We start from the raw sequence: 15569 nt of genomic DNA on the forward strand, positions 1-15569 counted from the left end.
GGCACTTGCCAATCTGGATGACATAGAGGCGCTGCCTCTGCCGGATGCCCGGGGCGAAGTTATACCGCTCGATCCGGTTTGGTCGGAAGTTATCGTTACGGGCAAGAACCCGCCAGACAAGAACTACCAGTCTCGTTCGGAACTGGTCTTTGCGGCGACTCTCTGGTTGCTCGGCCACAATGTCGCGCCCGGTCATATCGTGTCGATCCTGACCACCCCCGATTTCGGTATTAGCGCTCACGTCCGGGAAAATCCCAATCCGCTACGCTATGCCCGTCGTCAGGTTGTGCGAGCGATGGAAACCATTGACCTGCGAGGACGGGGATGGCCGAAAGTCGATGAGCACGGATATCCGGCCGCGCATGAGCCAGAAAATGTGCGGTTCGCTCTCGCCACGCTCGATGTCGATGCGCGCCGCAATATGTTCACCCACTTCGATGAGGTGACCGGACTGGGGCTGGAAGGACGTGACATTTCGGACATCTGCGAAATCCTGTGCAGCATGTTTGAGCGCAAGCTGGATTTTCGCGCCAGAGTAACCGTCATCCGCCGTGAGTTGATTACAATTGCCTATGAGCGTGCTTACCATCCCGTCATCGACTATCTTGACGGGCTGATATGGGATGGCGTTCCGCGCCTCGATACATGGCTCAGGGATTATTGCGAGGCGGACGACACCGAACTCAATCGGGAATTTGGCGCACGGTTCCTGATCGGCGGCGTGCGGCGGATCAAACAGCCCGGCGTCAAGTTTGACACGATGCTGGTTCTGGAAGGTCGTCAGGGCGTGGGGAAATCCCGTCTGGCGGCTCGACTCGCGGTGCGTGACGAGTGGTTCTGTGGCAATCTAAACCTGAGTGCAGATGCTAAGACCAAGGCCGAGCTTGTCTCCCGCGCTTGGATTGTCGAGTGTCAGGAACTCGATGGCGCTCGCAAGGCTACGCTGGATGCAATCAAGGCATTCCTCGCCACGCCTATCGACACCTATCGACCTGCCTATGCCCACGCTGCCGGTTCCTTTCCCCGGCATTGCGTTATTATAGGCACCACCAACGAAGACGCATATCTGCGCGACTCGACTGGAAACCGGCGATACTGGCCGGTCAAGGTTGGCAGCATCGATATGGACGCTTTCAGCCGCGACGTCCATCAGCTATGGGCCGAAGCTGTTGTACGGGAGCAAGCCGGAGAGCCGATCATATTGCCCCGGCATCTATGGCAGGTTGCCGACGAACTTCAGGCCAGCCGCATGATCGAAGACCCTATAGGCATTGTGCTGCAAGGTGCATTTGGCGAGCGCACAGGCCGGGTGTCGATGGAAAGCGTCAAACTGCTTCTCGGCTATGAGGCCGGGCGCATGAGCGCCGGCGAATTCCAGCGTATTACCGGCGCGATGATCGTGCTGGGGTGGGAATACGGAACCCACAGGCTTCATGATCTCGGTCGCACCGGGCGGAGCGCCCGCAAGGGATTTGCACGCGGCAATGCCGACGAGCAGAAGACCGAATGGGTCGCCAAGCGCACCGAAGGCGGCATCGCCGTCCTTCACGCCATCAGCGAGCACACGGACGCGAACGGCCCATTTTAACGGCCTTGTGTAACTTACAACCTGTAACCTAGCAGGTAGCAAAACCTTTAGCGGCAGGCAGGGGGAGTTGACCACTCCCCCTGCCTTTTTTGTGTGTTTTGAGCCTTAAGTTACGGGTGTAGGTAACAGGCTTTGCGGCAATGCCAACCCGGGTATAGGCAACGGGGCTGCAAGGCACGCCTCAGAGGGCTTCCGATTGCCCTCAGAGCGCCGCTGGCATGGGTTGGGTGCATAGGGTGCCGCCGCAGCCGGTGGCCTTTAAACGGCCTCCGAGGTCGTTACCCCACAAACGCCTTCAGCATCTTCGCAGCGCGACCAAGCTGGTCATCGTTCATTCGGGATAGTGTGCCGTTGATCTCGGTGAGTAGTCGTGCCCGTTCACCGATGCCGGGTACAGTGTTGACGCCGAACAAGACCGGCGCAGACACGTCCAGCGCTGCCGCTATATTTTCCGCGGTCTCGAAAAGTGGCGCGGCAACACCCCGCTCGATTTTGCCAATGGTCTCGCGGGAAACCCCCACTTGTTCAGAAAGCCGCTCAAGGGTCCAGCCTTTGACTTTTCGATGATGGCGCACATTCGCACCAAATAGGCGTTGAAGCTCCATTGCTCACCTCGTTCTTAACGGAAGCGGCAATCGGCTATGCAAATCGAGAAATAAGAACTTTGCATTCTCGAAAATAGGAACTATAAATTCTCATATTTATAAGAAGGGTGTTGTGGTTCCATATCATGATGGCGTTCGATACGGTGCTTTACGCTTTAAGCTGGCTCTTGTTGGTCTTTTTCGGCGGGCAGATTCTCATCTTTATCGGCTTGGTCCTGTGGAACGTCTGGACCGACGCTGTAAAGCCGAGGCTGATCCCTGCCGCCGATATCGACCGCGTTGCCGCAGACATAATTGCCAATTATTCTGACCCGGAACTTGAGGCATTCGCCCGCCATCAGCGCGCATGGAACCGCAGCGACAGTGCGGAACAGACCTATTGGCATCGGGTACGGAAGGCCATCAGGCAGCGACTGGAAAAGCGCTAATGTCCTTAGCCGAACAGCGGCCCGTGACCACCGCCAGCGGCTTTACGCCGAACCTCGCTCTCGCGTGCCTCGTTGACCTCACGCCAAATGTCATAGGTTTCCCGAACCATTTGGTCGAGTTCATCGAAGCCATAAAGGGCTATCCCGGTATCAGTCCAGAATTTGACCTGCCGCTGGTCTTCGACCACGTCGCCGAACTGGAGAATGCCAAGACGAGCCTCTGCGAAGTCGGGATTGGCCACCCGAATATGCTCATTCATCATCGAGAAAACGAAGCGTCTTGCTTCGGCGGTTAGCTTCTTGCCGCGTCGTGGGTCGATGAAAATGACGAGAGGCACACCATCCAGCGCGGTCACCATGGGCAACCAGTATTCAACTTTCTCGCCGACGCTGAGGGATAACGGGAAAAATGGATGAGAGCGGCTGCGGAGAGCCTTGGCTTGCACAAAGTCATGCAACCCTTTGGCGACCAACAGATTGGCATTAAACTCGTCGTCGGAAGTTGCCTTTGCCCGGATTAGCCGTTCAAGAACTGGCCATCCGGTCGGAGCGATAGCGACAAACATGTCTAGCTGGACATTGAAAATGCCGGAAAATAGCGCGCGTACCGGTTTGTAGGTGAGTGTCGGATGGCCAAGCTTAAATCGCTCGAGGGCACAGCGCTTCTGGTCGGTCGCCAGCGGCGCGATGCGAGCAAGATCGATTTCAGGTAAGCGGCGTATCTTCATCCGGTTCTCCCATGACGGGGGCCACTCCAACCGAAACCTTATGATATTTGAATCGGTCGATAATGACAGCATCGGGGATTCTTAAACCCAATGCAACCGATGTTCTGCCTTTGTCCACGATAAAATCCCATGGCGCACCCTTGGCGTGCGATATATCGACAAGGCGACCGGGGGATAATTGCCCATAGGATGACATGATGCGGGCCAGATGGCGGCGTACGGTCAAGTCTTCGGGAAGATCAAGGACTATACGCTCTCCGGTCATCACGTTCTGCCCAGTGGCGCGGAAGTCGATGGGGGAACCGCCAGCCGTTTTGAAGGCTGAGTAGGCGGCAGGATGCACCGGCCCGTACTGCCACGCCTCGAAATAGCCGCTCACCAGAGGGCGCTTGGCCTCGATTAGAAAAATGGAATGGGCGAAGTACAGGAGCTTTTGCAGTGCGAGGTTGGTGACTTTGATTCCAGACCAATCGGCCTCATCCAACATAAGGTTGGCGATGGCTCTCGGATCATAAGGACCACCAGACACTTCCATGTTCCTCGCAGAAGGAAGTGGTGCCGCTTGCGTGACTCGAACACGCGACCCCATCATTACGAATGATGTGCTCTACCAACTGAGCTAAAGCGGCTTACCAGCCAAGGACGACCTACTATCGCCCTACTATTTTATTCATTCACCCTCTAACTCACTGATCTCGAACATCATTCTCTAGCGGACCCGCTAATTACGAATGATGTGCTCTACCAACTGAGCTAAAGCGGCCCGGAACATTACATTCCAATTTCCCGAAGGAAGCCAACCGTTTCCGGTTGAACGGTGCGCTGATAACCAAAAGCATGAAGGAAAGCAAGGCCCAAATCAAACAATCTCGTTGTTTGTTCAAAAGCTTTCACAACATGTATACCGCCAGCGTCAGGCAGGGCGGAAATCAACCGGTTTTTACAGCGGGCATGCGACAATGACCCGTTGAATGTGAAACGCTGGAACTGCGCCAGCCCTTAAGCGGGCGCAGTTCTGTGACGATCAAAGAATCAAACGCCCGTGCAAAGACGCTGGCGAGCGTCGTTATATTCACGCTCCAGCCGGTCGACCAGTTGTCCGGCAGGCGCAACTTCATGGATGGCGCCGATACCCTGACCGCAGCCCCAGATATCCTTCCAGGCCTTGGCTCCTTCCTGCTGAGCCTTGTCGAAATCCATCTTGGATGGATCGGCTTCCGGAAGGTTTTCCGGATCGAGACCTGAATTGGCGATCGACGGCTTCAGATAATTGCCTCCGATGCCGGTGAAGTAGTTGGAATAGACGATGTCGGATGAATTCGAGTCGACGATCATCTGCTTGTAGGCATCTGTCGCGCGCGCTTCGGTCGTGGCGATGAAGGGCGAGCCGATATAGGCGAGGTCGGCACCCATGGCCTGAGCGGCGAGGATCGATCCGCCATTGGCGATGGCACCCGAAAGGAGTAAGGGGCCGTCGAACCAAGAACGGATTTCCTGCACAAGCGCGAAGGGCGACAGCGCACCGGCGTGACCGCCAGCACCGGCAGCCACCGCGATGAGGCCGTCCGCGCCCTTACGGATTGCCGAATTGGCATGGCGGTTGTTGATGACGTCGTGAAGGACGATACCGCCATAGGAATGGATTGCCGCATTCACTTCCGGCACAGCGCCGAGCGAGGAAATGACGATCGGCACCTTGTATTTCACGCAAAGGCCGAGATCGTGCTCAAGGCGCTTGTTGGAGCGGTGCACGATCTGGTTGACTGCGAAGGGCGCGGATGGCCGATCCGGATTGGCCTTGTCGTAAGCGGCAAGCCCTTCCGTGATCTCTGCCAGCCACTCGTCGAGTTGTGCTTCAGGACGGGCATTGAGTGCGGGAAAGGAACCGACGACGCCTGCCTTGCACTGCGCCATGACCAGAGCCGGATGTGAAATGATGAATAGGGGAGCACCAACCACCGGGATGCGCAGTCTGCTTTTCAGGATATCCGGCAAGGCCATCTTCAATCGTCCTCCGTGATTGACGTTTCCGTAAACGTAATATTTCTAACAGCTCTTTGTCCAACGGCAATATCAAAAGCGCGCGAGCCGACCTATCAATACAGGTCGCCCGCGGTTTTCCGAGAATCTTGACAGGAAGCGACGGAAACCAGCTGATTGGGACATTCTTGATGCACGGACACTCTATGGTAAGCGGAAATGCCGGGAGGGGGGAGGGAATCGCCAACATACTTTGGGATGTCTCGTTCATTCGCATGGCGCAGTTTGGCGCTGTAAAACCATACGGATGGGGGAAAACCGCAGTCAGAGTTAATATTTGGTGTCTCCGACATGCTTATTGGCTAGTCAAAGCGGGTGATGAACAGCTAAATGCCTTGATTCAGACGTTAATTTCGCTGAGGCTTATGAAATCGTCTGCATCGGAGACCGCTTGCTCCTGTTGAGGGCGTGACGAAACGGCGGGAAGAACGAACAAGGGAAGAGCAGCCTTTGGAAAGCATTGAGCGCGCGATCAGGAATGCATTTGCCAAGGCGGATGCGCATAATCCGGCGACCCGCCAGCGAATCTATGAATCCGCTTGGGGTGCGCATGAGCGCGCTCTTGCGGCAAATACCGCGCTCAGCGATGTGCAGAAGGAACAGCGCCGCCAAAAGCTTAAGGACGCGATCTCGCACATTGAACAGGAATTCAAGACCGGTGGTGACAAGACTGAGCGTCACGACCCATCACTTGATGCTCAGCACAGGGAAGATCCGATCCTTGGCGGTAAGGCGGAAGAGGCATCGCCTGCACTCGATACCAGCGACATCCGTGCGACCTCGCGGCAGAAGAAGCGGAGCAATGCCGATCTCGGTTATGAGGGCGGAGTTTCGCGTAAGGACCGCAGGAAAAAGAAACGCCATTCGCCTTTCTATAGCTATGGTATTCCGGCGCTTGTGCTCGCTGTTGCCGCTTTCATCGGTTATTCGCTCTATAATAGCTTTATCGATTTGAGCCGCGGACCGGCGAACAATCCGCTGCATAGCGATGGCAGTATTGCGCCTTTGAAAGAAGGCGAAGAGCCCGGCGGATTGAAATGGATCACGATTTTCCAGCCGTCTGAGGCGACACGAATGTCCGTCAAGGGACGTGCGACGGCGGAAATCAGGCAGGAAGGCACACGCAGTTTCGCACGTGTACAATCTTCCGGTGCCGAAGATACGGTCACATTCGATGTGGGCGAAGGCATTTTGAACCAGCTGGAAGGAAAGAAGGCGACCTTCGACATTGTTGCGCGAGCGGATGATGGCAAGACGACCCAGATGTCAGTCAATTGTGATTTCGGTGGTCTTGGCGATTGTGGGCGAAGGCGCTACGACGTTCGCGATTCCGTGAGCGACTTCCTTTTCGATATGGATATTTCGTCCGGCCAGAAGGCAGGTCGCGCAGGCACGATCACGGTCAACTCAGATTTGAGTGGTTCCGGCAAGCCGGTGAATATCTACGAAATCCGCGTTTCGACGGCGGCTGAATAATCAGCTTAGCAGCATTTCCAGTGTTTCAAGCCGGTCCGCTTCGCGGGGCGGCTTGTCCCAGCGAAGCCGTGAGAAACGCGGAAAACGCATGGCAACGCCGGATTTATGGCGCGTGGAGCGGTTGAGACCCTCGAAAGCAACTTCCACCACCAGGCCATGATCGGGCTCGGCGCGCACGGACCGAACCGGCCCGAAGCGCTCGGTGGTGTTCTCGCGCACAAACTTGTCCAGCAATTTCAGTTCTTCGTCTGTAAAGCCGAAATAGGCCTTGCCGACTGGTACCAGCACTGGCTCGTAGTCCGGTCCCGTCCAGACGGCAAAGGTGAAGTCTGAATAATAGCTGGAGCGCTTGCCGTGTCCACGCTGGGCATAGACGATCACTGCATCGACGGTGAAAGGATCGCGCTTCCATTTGAACCAAGGCCCTTTCGGGCGTCCGGGCAGGTAAGTGCTGTCGTGGCGCTTTAGCATCACGCCTTCGATGACGGGATGGGGTGGATTGGCGCGAAACTGCGCCAGTTCCTGAAAGTCAGCGAAAGGCAGCACCGGCGAAAGATCGAACCGGCGGGGGTCGAGCTTGCCGACGAATTTTTGCAGGCGGGCACGGCGTTCGGAAAAGGGCAGGGGGCGCAGGTCTTCTCCGGTCTGCTGGTTCCCTTCCTGCAATAAATCATAGGCCCGTACGAAAGCCGGATAGTCGCGTAATTGCTTCACGCTCACGGTCTTGCGGTTCAGTCTTTGCTGCAGATCGGAAAACGTGGCGGTTTCTATGCCGGTTTCGCCGTGATGACCGACGAGCAGTTCGCCGTCGATGGCACCTTCGAAATCCATAGCCTCCAGAATGTCCGGGAATGCGCCGGAAATATCGTCACCGGTGCGTGAATAGAGACGGCGCACGCCGTTTTCCGCAACAGCCTGAACCCGAATGCCGTCCCACTTCCACTCGGCACTGTAGGCGGATGCGTCGAGCGAGGGGATTTCAGTTTCATTAAGCGCTGTCGCCAGCATGACGGGGCGAAACGGTGCGGCTGCGGTGGCAGCAGGTTTTTCGCCACGGCCTTCCAGCCAGGCGAAAAGCACCTCATAGGGTGGTGACTGGCCGTGCCAGAGTTCCTCGATTTCGACAACGTTGACGCCGCCGAAATCGGCGAGCGCCTGTTTGGCAAGGCGAGCGGAAACACCGACACGCAAGCCGCCGGTGACGAGCTTCAATAGTGCGTAGCGTTCAGAAATGCCAAGCAGATCGAGCCATCCGGCCACGAGCATCGGGCCTTCGCGGCGCGAGGCATTCTGCAATTCGTGAACCACGATCCCAAGTGGCAGATTTGCGCCGAGCGCGGTTTCACTGGGGCCGGGCCAGATGAGCGAAATCGTTTCGGCGAGATCTCCCACATAATCATAGGAATAGGCAAAGAGGGTGGGATCGGTGCGTTCGGTTATCAGCGCCCTCAGCATGGCGGGCTTCACGCTTTGCAGTTCGAGATCGCGCGTGATTGCCGCCAATGCCAGACCGCGATCGGGGTCGGGAGTAGCACGGAAATAGTCAACAAGCAGACGAAGCTTGCCGTTGCGCTGCGGTGTCAGAACCAGTCGATCAAGAAGTTCAGCGAAAGCGCGCATCAATCGCCCTCGTCCTCATAGCCGATGAGATGCAGCGGCTTGGCTGGTATGTTCTGCAGCTCGCACCAGCGAACAAGCGCTTCCTCGCGTCCATGCGTGACCCACACTTCGGCGGGTGCAATTTCCGTAATTGTCGCCGTCAGTTCATCCCAGTCGCAATGGTCGGAAATGATGAGTGGCAGTTCAACGCCCTGTTGCTTGGCGCGCTGGCGGATGCGCATCCAGCCGGAGGCGAAGGCCGAAATGGGATCAGGAAAACGCCGCGCCCAACGGTCGGAAAAAGCCGATGGCGGACCGACAATGATTTTGCCCGCAAAATCGGGCTGCGCCTCGTCACGCTCCAGGGTTGCCGGTTCAAGCGGACCGAGATCGATGCCTTGTGCCTGGTAATAATCGCAGATCTTTTCCAGCGCACCGTGAATATAGATCGGTTCCGAGTAGCCTGCATTGCGTATGAGTTTGATAACCCGCTGTGCCTTGCCCAGCGAATAGGCACCGACGAGATGGGCCCGTTCAGGAAATTGCCGGATTGATTTGAGAAGCGTCGCGATCTCGTGTGACGCATCCGGGTGACGAAATACCGGCAGCGCAAAGGTTGCTTCGGTGATGAAGACATCACAAGCGACAGGTTCAAACGGCGCGCATGTTGGATCGGCTGCGCGCTTGTAATCGCCCGAAGCGACAATGCGGATTCCGTCCTTCTCCACAGCGATCTGGGCTGAGCCGAGCACATGGCCTGCACTATGAAAACTGACCCGGACACCATTGATCGTCAGGGTTTCACCGAGGCCTATCGGTTGCGTGGTTTCTGCGAAATTTGCGCCATAGCGTAGCGCCATGATGTCGAGCGTTTCGGGCGTTGCCAGTACATGGGTGTGGCCAGAGCGGGCATGATCGGAATGTCCGTGCGTGATGAGCGCGCGTTCCACCGGACGCACGGGGTCGATGTAGAAATCGCCGGGCGGGCAATAAAGGCCTTTGGGAGAGGAGCAGAGAAGCTGGTTGAAACGCATGGTTTCAAGATAGGTCACGAAGTTCGCCCCGAAAAGAGAGGGAGCTTGCGTCTGCTGACAAAATGAGAACAAAAGTGAACAAACACCTTGGCGGCTTGCCTCGCTGCCATTAGATTGACGGCGTGACACTGAACCTGAAACCCGCTGCCGCATCTGCCGCTTTTCCCTTGCCGGACCGTTTTCTTGAATGGTTTGCGGCCAAGGGCTGGTCGCCGCGCGCGCATCAGCTTGAGCTTCTGGCCCGTGCCGAACAGGGGCAATCGACCTTGCTGATTGCACCGACCGGTGCTGGCAAGACGCTGGCCGGGTTTCTGCCTGCATTGGTGGATCTGGAAAAACGTGGGCGCTTAAAGCCCGGCTTGGCGAAGCGCGGAGTTCACACGCTCTATATTTCCCCCTTGAAAGCGCTTGCCGTCGATATTCATCGCAATCTGACGGTGCCGGTCGAGGAAATGGGTCTCAACATCACTATTGAGACGCGGACGGGCGACACGCCCGCACACAAACGCCAGCGGCAGAAGCTGGCGCCGCCGGATATTCTGCTGACCACACCGGAGCAGCTTGCACTGTTGATCGCGTCCAAAGGTGCGGAACAGTTCTTCAAGGGGCTGCGCTATGTGGTGCTGGACGAATTGCACTCGCTGGTGATTTCCAAGCGCGGGCATTTGCTGGCGCTGGGGCTGGCACGTCTGCGCCGCCTGCAGCCGCAATTGCAGACCATCGGCCTTTCCGCAACGGTGGCTGAGCCCGATGAACTGCGCCGCTGGCTGGTTGAACAGGACGGCACCGGGCCGATGGCCGGTCTTGTGACGGTGGACGGCGGAGCCAAGCCGGAAATCACCATTCTCGATTCCGACGAACGGGTGCCATGGTCTGGCCACTCCTCGCGCTATGCTATTCCCGACATCTACGAGGCAATTCGCCAGCACAAAACGACGCTCTTGTTCGTGAACACGCGCAGTCAGGCGGAGATGCTGTTTCAGGAGCTGTGGCGGGTCAATGAGGACACGCTGCCCATTGCGCTGCATCACGGTTCGCTTGATGCCAGCCAGCGCCGCAAGGTCGAGCAGGCCATGGCCGCCAACACATTGCGGGCAGTGGTCGCGACTTCGACGCTTGATCTGGGGATCGACTGGGGTGATGTCGATCTGGTCATTCATGTCGGCGCACCGAAGGGGGCCAGCCGCCTTGCGCAGCGTATCGGTCGTGCCAATCACCGCATGGACGAGCCAAGCCGAGCCATTCTCGTGCCCGCCAATCGCTTCGAGGTGATGGAGTGCCGCGCCGCACTCGACGCCAATTATCTGGGCGCGCAGGATACGCCACTCCTGATCGACGGGGCGCTGGATGTGCTGGCGCAACACGTGCTTGGCATGGCCTGTGCCGAGCCTTTCAACGCCGATCAGCTTTATCGTGAAGTGCAGAGTGCTGCACCTTATTCGAACCTTCCGCGAGACACGTTCGAACGTATTCTGGATTTCGTGGCGACTGGCGGCTACGCGCTCAAGACCTATGAGCGGTTCGCGAAAATCCGCAAGACCGTGGACGGCACGTGGCGGGTGTCCAATCCGCGCATCGCGCAGCAATATCGGCTCAATATTGGCACGATTGTCGAAGCGCCAGAGCTGAATGTGCGGCTTACTCGTGGCGGCAAGGGTGGAAACGCGCGTGGCGGACGTGTTCTTGGTCGCATCGAAGAATACTTCCTTGAGACGTTGACGGCTGGCGACACGTTCCTGTTTGCCGGAAAGGTGCTGCGGTTTGAAGGCATCCGTGAAAACGAGTGCATCGCCTCCAATGCTGCCGGGCAGGATGCCAAAATTCCTGTCTATGCAGGCGGCAAGTTTCCGCTTTCCACCTATCTTGCCGCGCAGGTGCGCGCCATGCTTGCCGACCGCACGCGCTGGCAGTTTTTGCCGGAACAGGTGCGGGAATGGCTTGAAGTGCAGCAATGGAAATCCGTGCTGCCTGCAACGGATGAGCTGCTGATCGAAACCTTTCCGCGCGGCAATCGCTTCTACATGGTCGCCTATCCGTTCGAGGGCAGGCTGGCGCATCAAACGCTCGGCATGTTGCTGACGCGCCGTCTGGAACGCATGGGCGCGCATCCGCTTGGCTTTGTCGCTACCGATTATTCGCTGGGGCTTTGGGGCCTCAAGGATATGGGCGCGCTGATCGGCACGGGAAAGCTCAATCTCACCCGTCTGTTTGACGAGGATATGCTGGGGGACGATCTCGAAGCCTGGCTTGATGAAAGCTACCTTTTGAAACGCACTTTCCGCAATTGTGCCGTGATTTCAGGGCTTATCGAACGCCGTCATCCGGGACAGGAGAAAACAGGCCGTCAGGTTACGGTTTCCACCGACCTGATCTATGACGTGCTGCGGACCCATGAGCCGGACCACATATTGCTGCAGGCGACGCGTGCGGATGCCGCGACGGGGCTTCTGGATATCAAGCGCCTTGGCGACATGCTGGCACGCGTGAAAGGTCATCTTTTGCACAAGCCGCTCGACAGGATTTCACCGCTGGCGCTGCCTGTGATGCTCGAAATCGGACGTGAGCGTGTGGCAGGCGATGGCGAGGAAATGCTGCTTGAAGAGGCCGCAGATGATCTGATCAAAGAGGCGATGCGATGAAGACTGCGGTATGGGGCAATGGAGAGGCCTACAGTCTGGCCCATACGGAAGTGCGTGGCGTTGCAGCTGTGTGCGATCCATCCGGTGCACTGTTCCTGCCCGACCTGCATATGCTCATCGTTTCCGATCTGCATCTGGAAAAAGGTTCATCCTTTGCCCGGCGCGGCCAGCTCATCCCACCTTATGACACAGCAGCGACGCTCGATATGCTGGCGCTGGCCATCGCGCGTTATCAGCCGCGAACCGTCATCAGCCTTGGCGACAGTTTTCACGATGCAACCGCCAGCGAACGCCTGCCGTCGCTTTATGCCATGCGGCTGAAATCGCTTATGGAGCATCGGGACTGGTTCTGGATCACTGGCAATCACGATCCGGATCGCCCGGTCGACTTGCCGGGCGATTGTGTGGAGGAACTGGCAATCGGGCCGCTTACCTTCCGGCATGAACCATCGCGCAAGGCCGGGCAGGGCGAGATTGCAGGGCACCTTCACCCCGCGGCCCGCATCGTGCGACGTGGACGGTCAGTACGCCGCCCCTGTTTTGTAAGCGACGGGGAAAGGCTCATTATGCCTGCTTTCGGCGCCTATACGGGTGCGCTGAATATTCTGGATCGCGCTTTCCGAGGGCTGTTCGCTGACGAGACCCTGCGCGCCTATATGCTGGGACAGGGCAAGGTTTACCCGATTGCGCGCGGCGCGCTTTATGGGGGTTAATCCCTGCGGAACAGAATGCGTCCGAACCAGCCGGTGAAGACGGCAAGGAAAACGGCAAAAAGGCCGTAGAGAAAGCTGTTCTGGTGGGCGGCGTTGTAGATGCTCTGTTCAAAACCAGCCTTGACGATTTCGAGACTGGCATTGGCTTCACGCAAAAAAACACCGTTGCGGAACAGAAGCGCCCGAGCCTTGTGGCGCCCGACCGGCACATTGGCGGGCAGGTTCAATGTGGCGCGAAACAAGGTGCGGGAAATGAACTCCACGCCGCCGATGCGCTGCGTATAGAGGCCCTGCCGGATTTTCATTTCGCGCAGTTCGTTGCCGAATGTCGGGATATTGCCCGACAGGCTACCCGGGTCTTCCGGGACGAGATAGAAGTTGCGCACGCCCACCGAAAGTTGTCGGTAGATTTTTTCTTCGGTAATGTCCTGCAGATTGCGGGTGGATGCCAGCGAATAGGAGAGCGGCACGCCCATGAAGGTTTCCGAATCCGAATTCACCCAGACACCGAGATAACGGTCCTTCTTGCGCACCACGAGATCGCGCGAGGGGCCTTGTAGCACGACGATGATATCGTAACGGCCTTGTCGTTGGATCATCGGATCGGCATTGTCGAGCGCGCCGAATATGGTGAGGTCAGTGCCGCCGAAATTCGATGTGATGGCGATGGTTTCGGTTGAAAGTCCGATTTCGATGGTTTCATCCGCAGGGTTCTGCAATTGCGGAACCGTGTTGCCGTTGCCGCTGGAATCGACCTGCGCCAGTGCGCTTCCCGTCATTAGAAGGAACATCAATGCGGAGGAAAGCGTAAGGCTCCGCATGTCAGATATCCGCAATCGAAATGGAAAACAGATTGTCGGGCCGCACGAACAGGCCAAAGGCGAGGCGCAGGCCAACGGCAAGCACGAGAAGCGCCAGCAAAAGGCGCAACTGTTCGCCGCGCAGTTTTTGGCCCGCGCGTGCGCCATATTGCGCACCGATCACGCCGCCAACCATCAGCAGGAAAGCAAGTACGATATCGATGGACTGGTTGGTCGTTGCCTGCAGGACGGTCGTGACTGCGGTCACAAAGGTGATCTGAAACAGCGAGGTTCCGACAACCACATTGGTCGGAACATGCAGCAGATAGATGAGCGCCGGAACCATAATGAAACCGCCGCCGACACCCATCACCGATGACAGAAGGCCGATGAAGAAGCCGATGCCGAGAACCGGAATGATGCTGACATAGATGGTGGAGGCGCGAAACCGCATCTTGAATGGCAGGCGGTGTATCCACGTATGCTGGCCGGACCGCCGCACAGCACCTGCTTGTCCCTTTTTTACGCGGCGCAAGGCGCGCAGGCTTTCCACCAGCATCAGACCGCCGACAGTGCCGAGAAAAAAGACGTAGAGGATGGAAACGATCAGGTCCAACTGGCCGAGATCGCGCAGCCACGAGAACACGAAGATACCGACGAGGGAACCCAATATACCACCCGCCACGAGAAACAGGCCGAGCTTGATATCGAGCGTGCGACGTTTGAAATGCGCCAGTGCGCCGGAAACCGACGAGGCGATGACCTGATTGGCACCGGTGGCGACCGCGATTGCAGGTGGAATGTTATAAAAGATCAGAAGCGGCGTGATCAGAAAGCCGCCGCCGACGCCGAACAGTCCGGAGAGAAAACCCACGGCGGCGCCCATGCCGAGAAGAACCAGCATGTTGACCGATAATTCCGCAATGGGAAGATAAATACCCAATTCCGAACCCGGCTTTCACGAACGCATGACACACAGCTGCTTGCGGCCGCGCTTCTCCGCAAGATGTTTCACTCTACTAAAACATCTCCGGCAAAATTATGAAACTGTTCTGCGTGCGGAAATGCATGAAAACAAGTAGTTAGGCTTAACTCCACACGTGAGTTTCAGCCCGACCACTCCTCATAATGTCTTGCTCTGTCGCCATCGCGAAGTCAAACGCCGATTGCTGATAAAGTTATCTCGCGAAACTCTATTCGAGGAAAAATGCTAGGTGTTGTTTAAGAACAACAAAAAGAGCCTTGAAGAGAGCTTAAAACAGTCATTGTTGGTATAATCCCATAGAATATATAGGAAATACATGAGCGCAATCTGGCCACGATGCACTGTCGATCAGTCGGTAGCGTTCTGTCGGTTGCTGATGACGATATTGATATCTTCTTTCGGCGTGATGACGGAATGGCCAGACGATGGGTAAAACTGTGCACGGATCGAAATGTTGTCGGACATTTTACTGTCGGTCAGGCTGCCGTTCTTTATGATATAAAGATAGGGATTGGTCAGGTTTACGCTGAAGTTTCCAGCAAAGCGGCTGCTGGACTTGAAGCCAAAGCAGTTCATGCTTTCGGCATAGTAGTTGCCATTCATGACATTCCATTCTTCCATAGGGCTGGACCGTGTGAGACAGGTCTTTTTGCCGTCTGGTGTGGTGAAATTCGCATTGAACGACACGCCTATGAAGATGTTCTTCAGCTCGAAACTGCCGGATAGGACTTTGAAAATGGATTTGTACGGATGAATATCCTCGGCAGGGATAAGTTGCTTGTCGCCGGAAGAAATCTCAAAGTCGATCGCATCTCCCTGGAAGCTTTTGATGTCCTTGTCGAGCGCGAGGGGAATCTTCGCGATGATCCCGTTTTCCATGTCGTTGTTTACGTGCAAGAGCATCGTCTATCCCCTCGTTGATAGGGCTTAGATA

Annotated in this window: 13 protein-coding genes, 1 tRNA gene and 2 pseudogenes; 6 read left to right on the forward strand and 10 right to left on the reverse strand. The window is 56.8% G+C overall.

Going from position 1 to position 15569, the window contains the following annotated elements; translation table 11 throughout:
• Positions 1–502: 502 nt before the first annotated feature.
• Positions 503–1192: pseudogene (locus tag OHI65_RS23010) on the forward strand (VapE domain-containing protein); the annotation flags it as partial.
• Positions 1193–1357: 165 nt separating this feature from the next.
• Positions 1358–1601 (forward strand): annotated as a pseudogene (locus OHI65_RS22950) (hypothetical protein).
• A gap of 265 nt (positions 1602–1866) precedes the next feature.
• Here the strand turns inward: OHI65_RS22950 and OHI65_RS06060 are convergent.
• Positions 1867–2193 (reverse strand): helix-turn-helix domain-containing protein, encoded by a 327-nt coding sequence (locus tag OHI65_RS06060; protein ID WP_125301007.1) that lies wholly within the window; start codon positions 2191–2193, stop codon positions 1867–1869.
• A 125-nt stretch (positions 2194–2318) separates the two neighbouring features.
• Between OHI65_RS06060 and OHI65_RS06065 the strand changes: the two genes are divergently transcribed.
• Entirely contained in the window at positions 2319–2621 is a 303-nt protein-coding gene (locus OHI65_RS06065; RefSeq protein WP_104755279.1) for a hypothetical protein, read from the forward strand.
• A gap of 5 nt (positions 2622–2626) precedes the next feature.
• Here the strand turns inward: OHI65_RS06065 and socB are convergent, their stop codons facing one another.
• The 4 genes from socB to OHI65_RS06085 all read right to left on the reverse strand — a co-directional run bounded on the left by socB (position 2627) and on the right by OHI65_RS06085 (position 5350).
• Entirely contained in the window at positions 2627–3349 is a 723-nt protein-coding gene (gene socB, locus OHI65_RS06070; protein WP_125301006.1) for a type VI toxin-antitoxin system SocB family DNA replication inhibitor toxin, read from the reverse strand.
• On the reverse strand, positions 3327–3884 hold the full coding sequence (gene socA / locus OHI65_RS06075; RefSeq protein ID WP_125301005.1) for a type VI toxin-antitoxin system SocA family antitoxin: 558 nt from the start codon (positions 3882–3884) through the stop codon (positions 3327–3329). Before socA ends, socB begins: the two co-directional genes overlap by 23 nt.
• A gap of 18 nt (positions 3885–3902) precedes the next feature.
• Positions 3903–3978, reverse strand: a tRNA-Thr gene (locus OHI65_RS06080).
• Between the two features lie 403 nt (positions 3979–4381).
• Positions 4382–5350: an NAD(P)H-dependent flavin oxidoreductase gene (locus tag OHI65_RS06085; RefSeq protein WP_125301004.1), complete on the reverse strand. Its 969-nt coding sequence runs from the start codon at positions 5348–5350 to the stop codon at positions 4382–4384.
• Between the two features lie 489 nt (positions 5351–5839).
• On the opposite strand from OHI65_RS06085, the gene OHI65_RS06090 reads away from it, so the two are divergent.
• Positions 5840–6865, forward strand: a complete 1026-nt coding sequence (locus OHI65_RS06090) for a hypothetical protein (RefSeq protein WP_125301003.1) — start codon at positions 5840–5842, stop codon at positions 6863–6865.
• On the opposite strand, the gene OHI65_RS06095 is transcribed toward OHI65_RS06090, so the two are convergent.
• Positions 6866–8485 carry a cisplatin damage response ATP-dependent DNA ligase gene (locus tag OHI65_RS06095; RefSeq protein ID WP_125301002.1) on the reverse strand — a complete coding sequence of 540 codons (1620 nt, stop codon included), beginning with the start codon at positions 8483–8485 and terminating at the stop codon, positions 6866–6868.
• On the reverse strand, positions 8485–9498 hold the full coding sequence (locus tag OHI65_RS06100; protein WP_125301047.1) for a ligase-associated DNA damage response exonuclease: 1014 nt from the start codon (positions 9496–9498) through the stop codon (positions 8485–8487). The genes OHI65_RS06095 and OHI65_RS06100 overlap by 1 nt, the downstream gene beginning before the upstream one ends.
• A 122-nt stretch (positions 9499–9620) precedes the next feature.
• On the opposite strand from OHI65_RS06100, the gene OHI65_RS06105 reads away from it, so the two are divergent.
• Together OHI65_RS06105 and pdeM are read left to right on the forward strand one after the other, a co-directional pair.
• Positions 9621–12137, forward strand: coding sequence for a ligase-associated DNA damage response DEXH box helicase (locus OHI65_RS06105; RefSeq protein WP_125301001.1), 2517 nt, complete (start codon positions 9621–9623; stop codon positions 12135–12137).
• Positions 12134–12850, forward strand: a complete 717-nt coding sequence (pdeM, locus tag OHI65_RS06110; protein ID WP_264358541.1) for a ligase-associated DNA damage response endonuclease PdeM — start codon at positions 12134–12136, stop codon at positions 12848–12850. Before OHI65_RS06105 ends, pdeM begins: the two co-directional genes overlap by 4 nt.
• On the opposite strand, the gene OHI65_RS06115 is transcribed toward pdeM, so the two are convergent.
• From OHI65_RS06115 to OHI65_RS06125, 3 genes are all read right to left on the reverse strand, one after another.
• The gene (locus tag OHI65_RS06115; RefSeq protein WP_010659221.1) at positions 12847–13671 is read right to left on the reverse strand and encodes a TIGR02186 family protein; all 825 of its coding nucleotides are present in this window, start codon (positions 13669–13671) and stop codon (positions 12847–12849) included. The genes pdeM and OHI65_RS06115 overlap by 4 nt on opposite strands.
• Before the next feature lies 1 nt (position 13672).
• Positions 13673–14554 (reverse strand): sulfite exporter TauE/SafE family protein, encoded by an 882-nt coding sequence (locus OHI65_RS06120; protein ID WP_029926549.1) that lies wholly within the window; start codon positions 14552–14554, stop codon positions 13673–13675.
• A 429-nt stretch (positions 14555–14983) separates the two neighbouring features.
• Positions 14984–15538, reverse strand: coding sequence for a hypothetical protein (locus OHI65_RS06125; RefSeq protein ID WP_012093372.1), 555 nt, complete (start codon positions 15536–15538; stop codon positions 14984–14986).
• Positions 15539–15569 lie beyond the last annotated feature (31 nt).

Source organism: Brucella sp. MAB-22 (assembly GCF_025908475.1).
Taxonomy (GTDB): domain Bacteria; phylum Pseudomonadota; class Alphaproteobacteria; order Rhizobiales; family Rhizobiaceae; genus Brucella; species Brucella anthropi.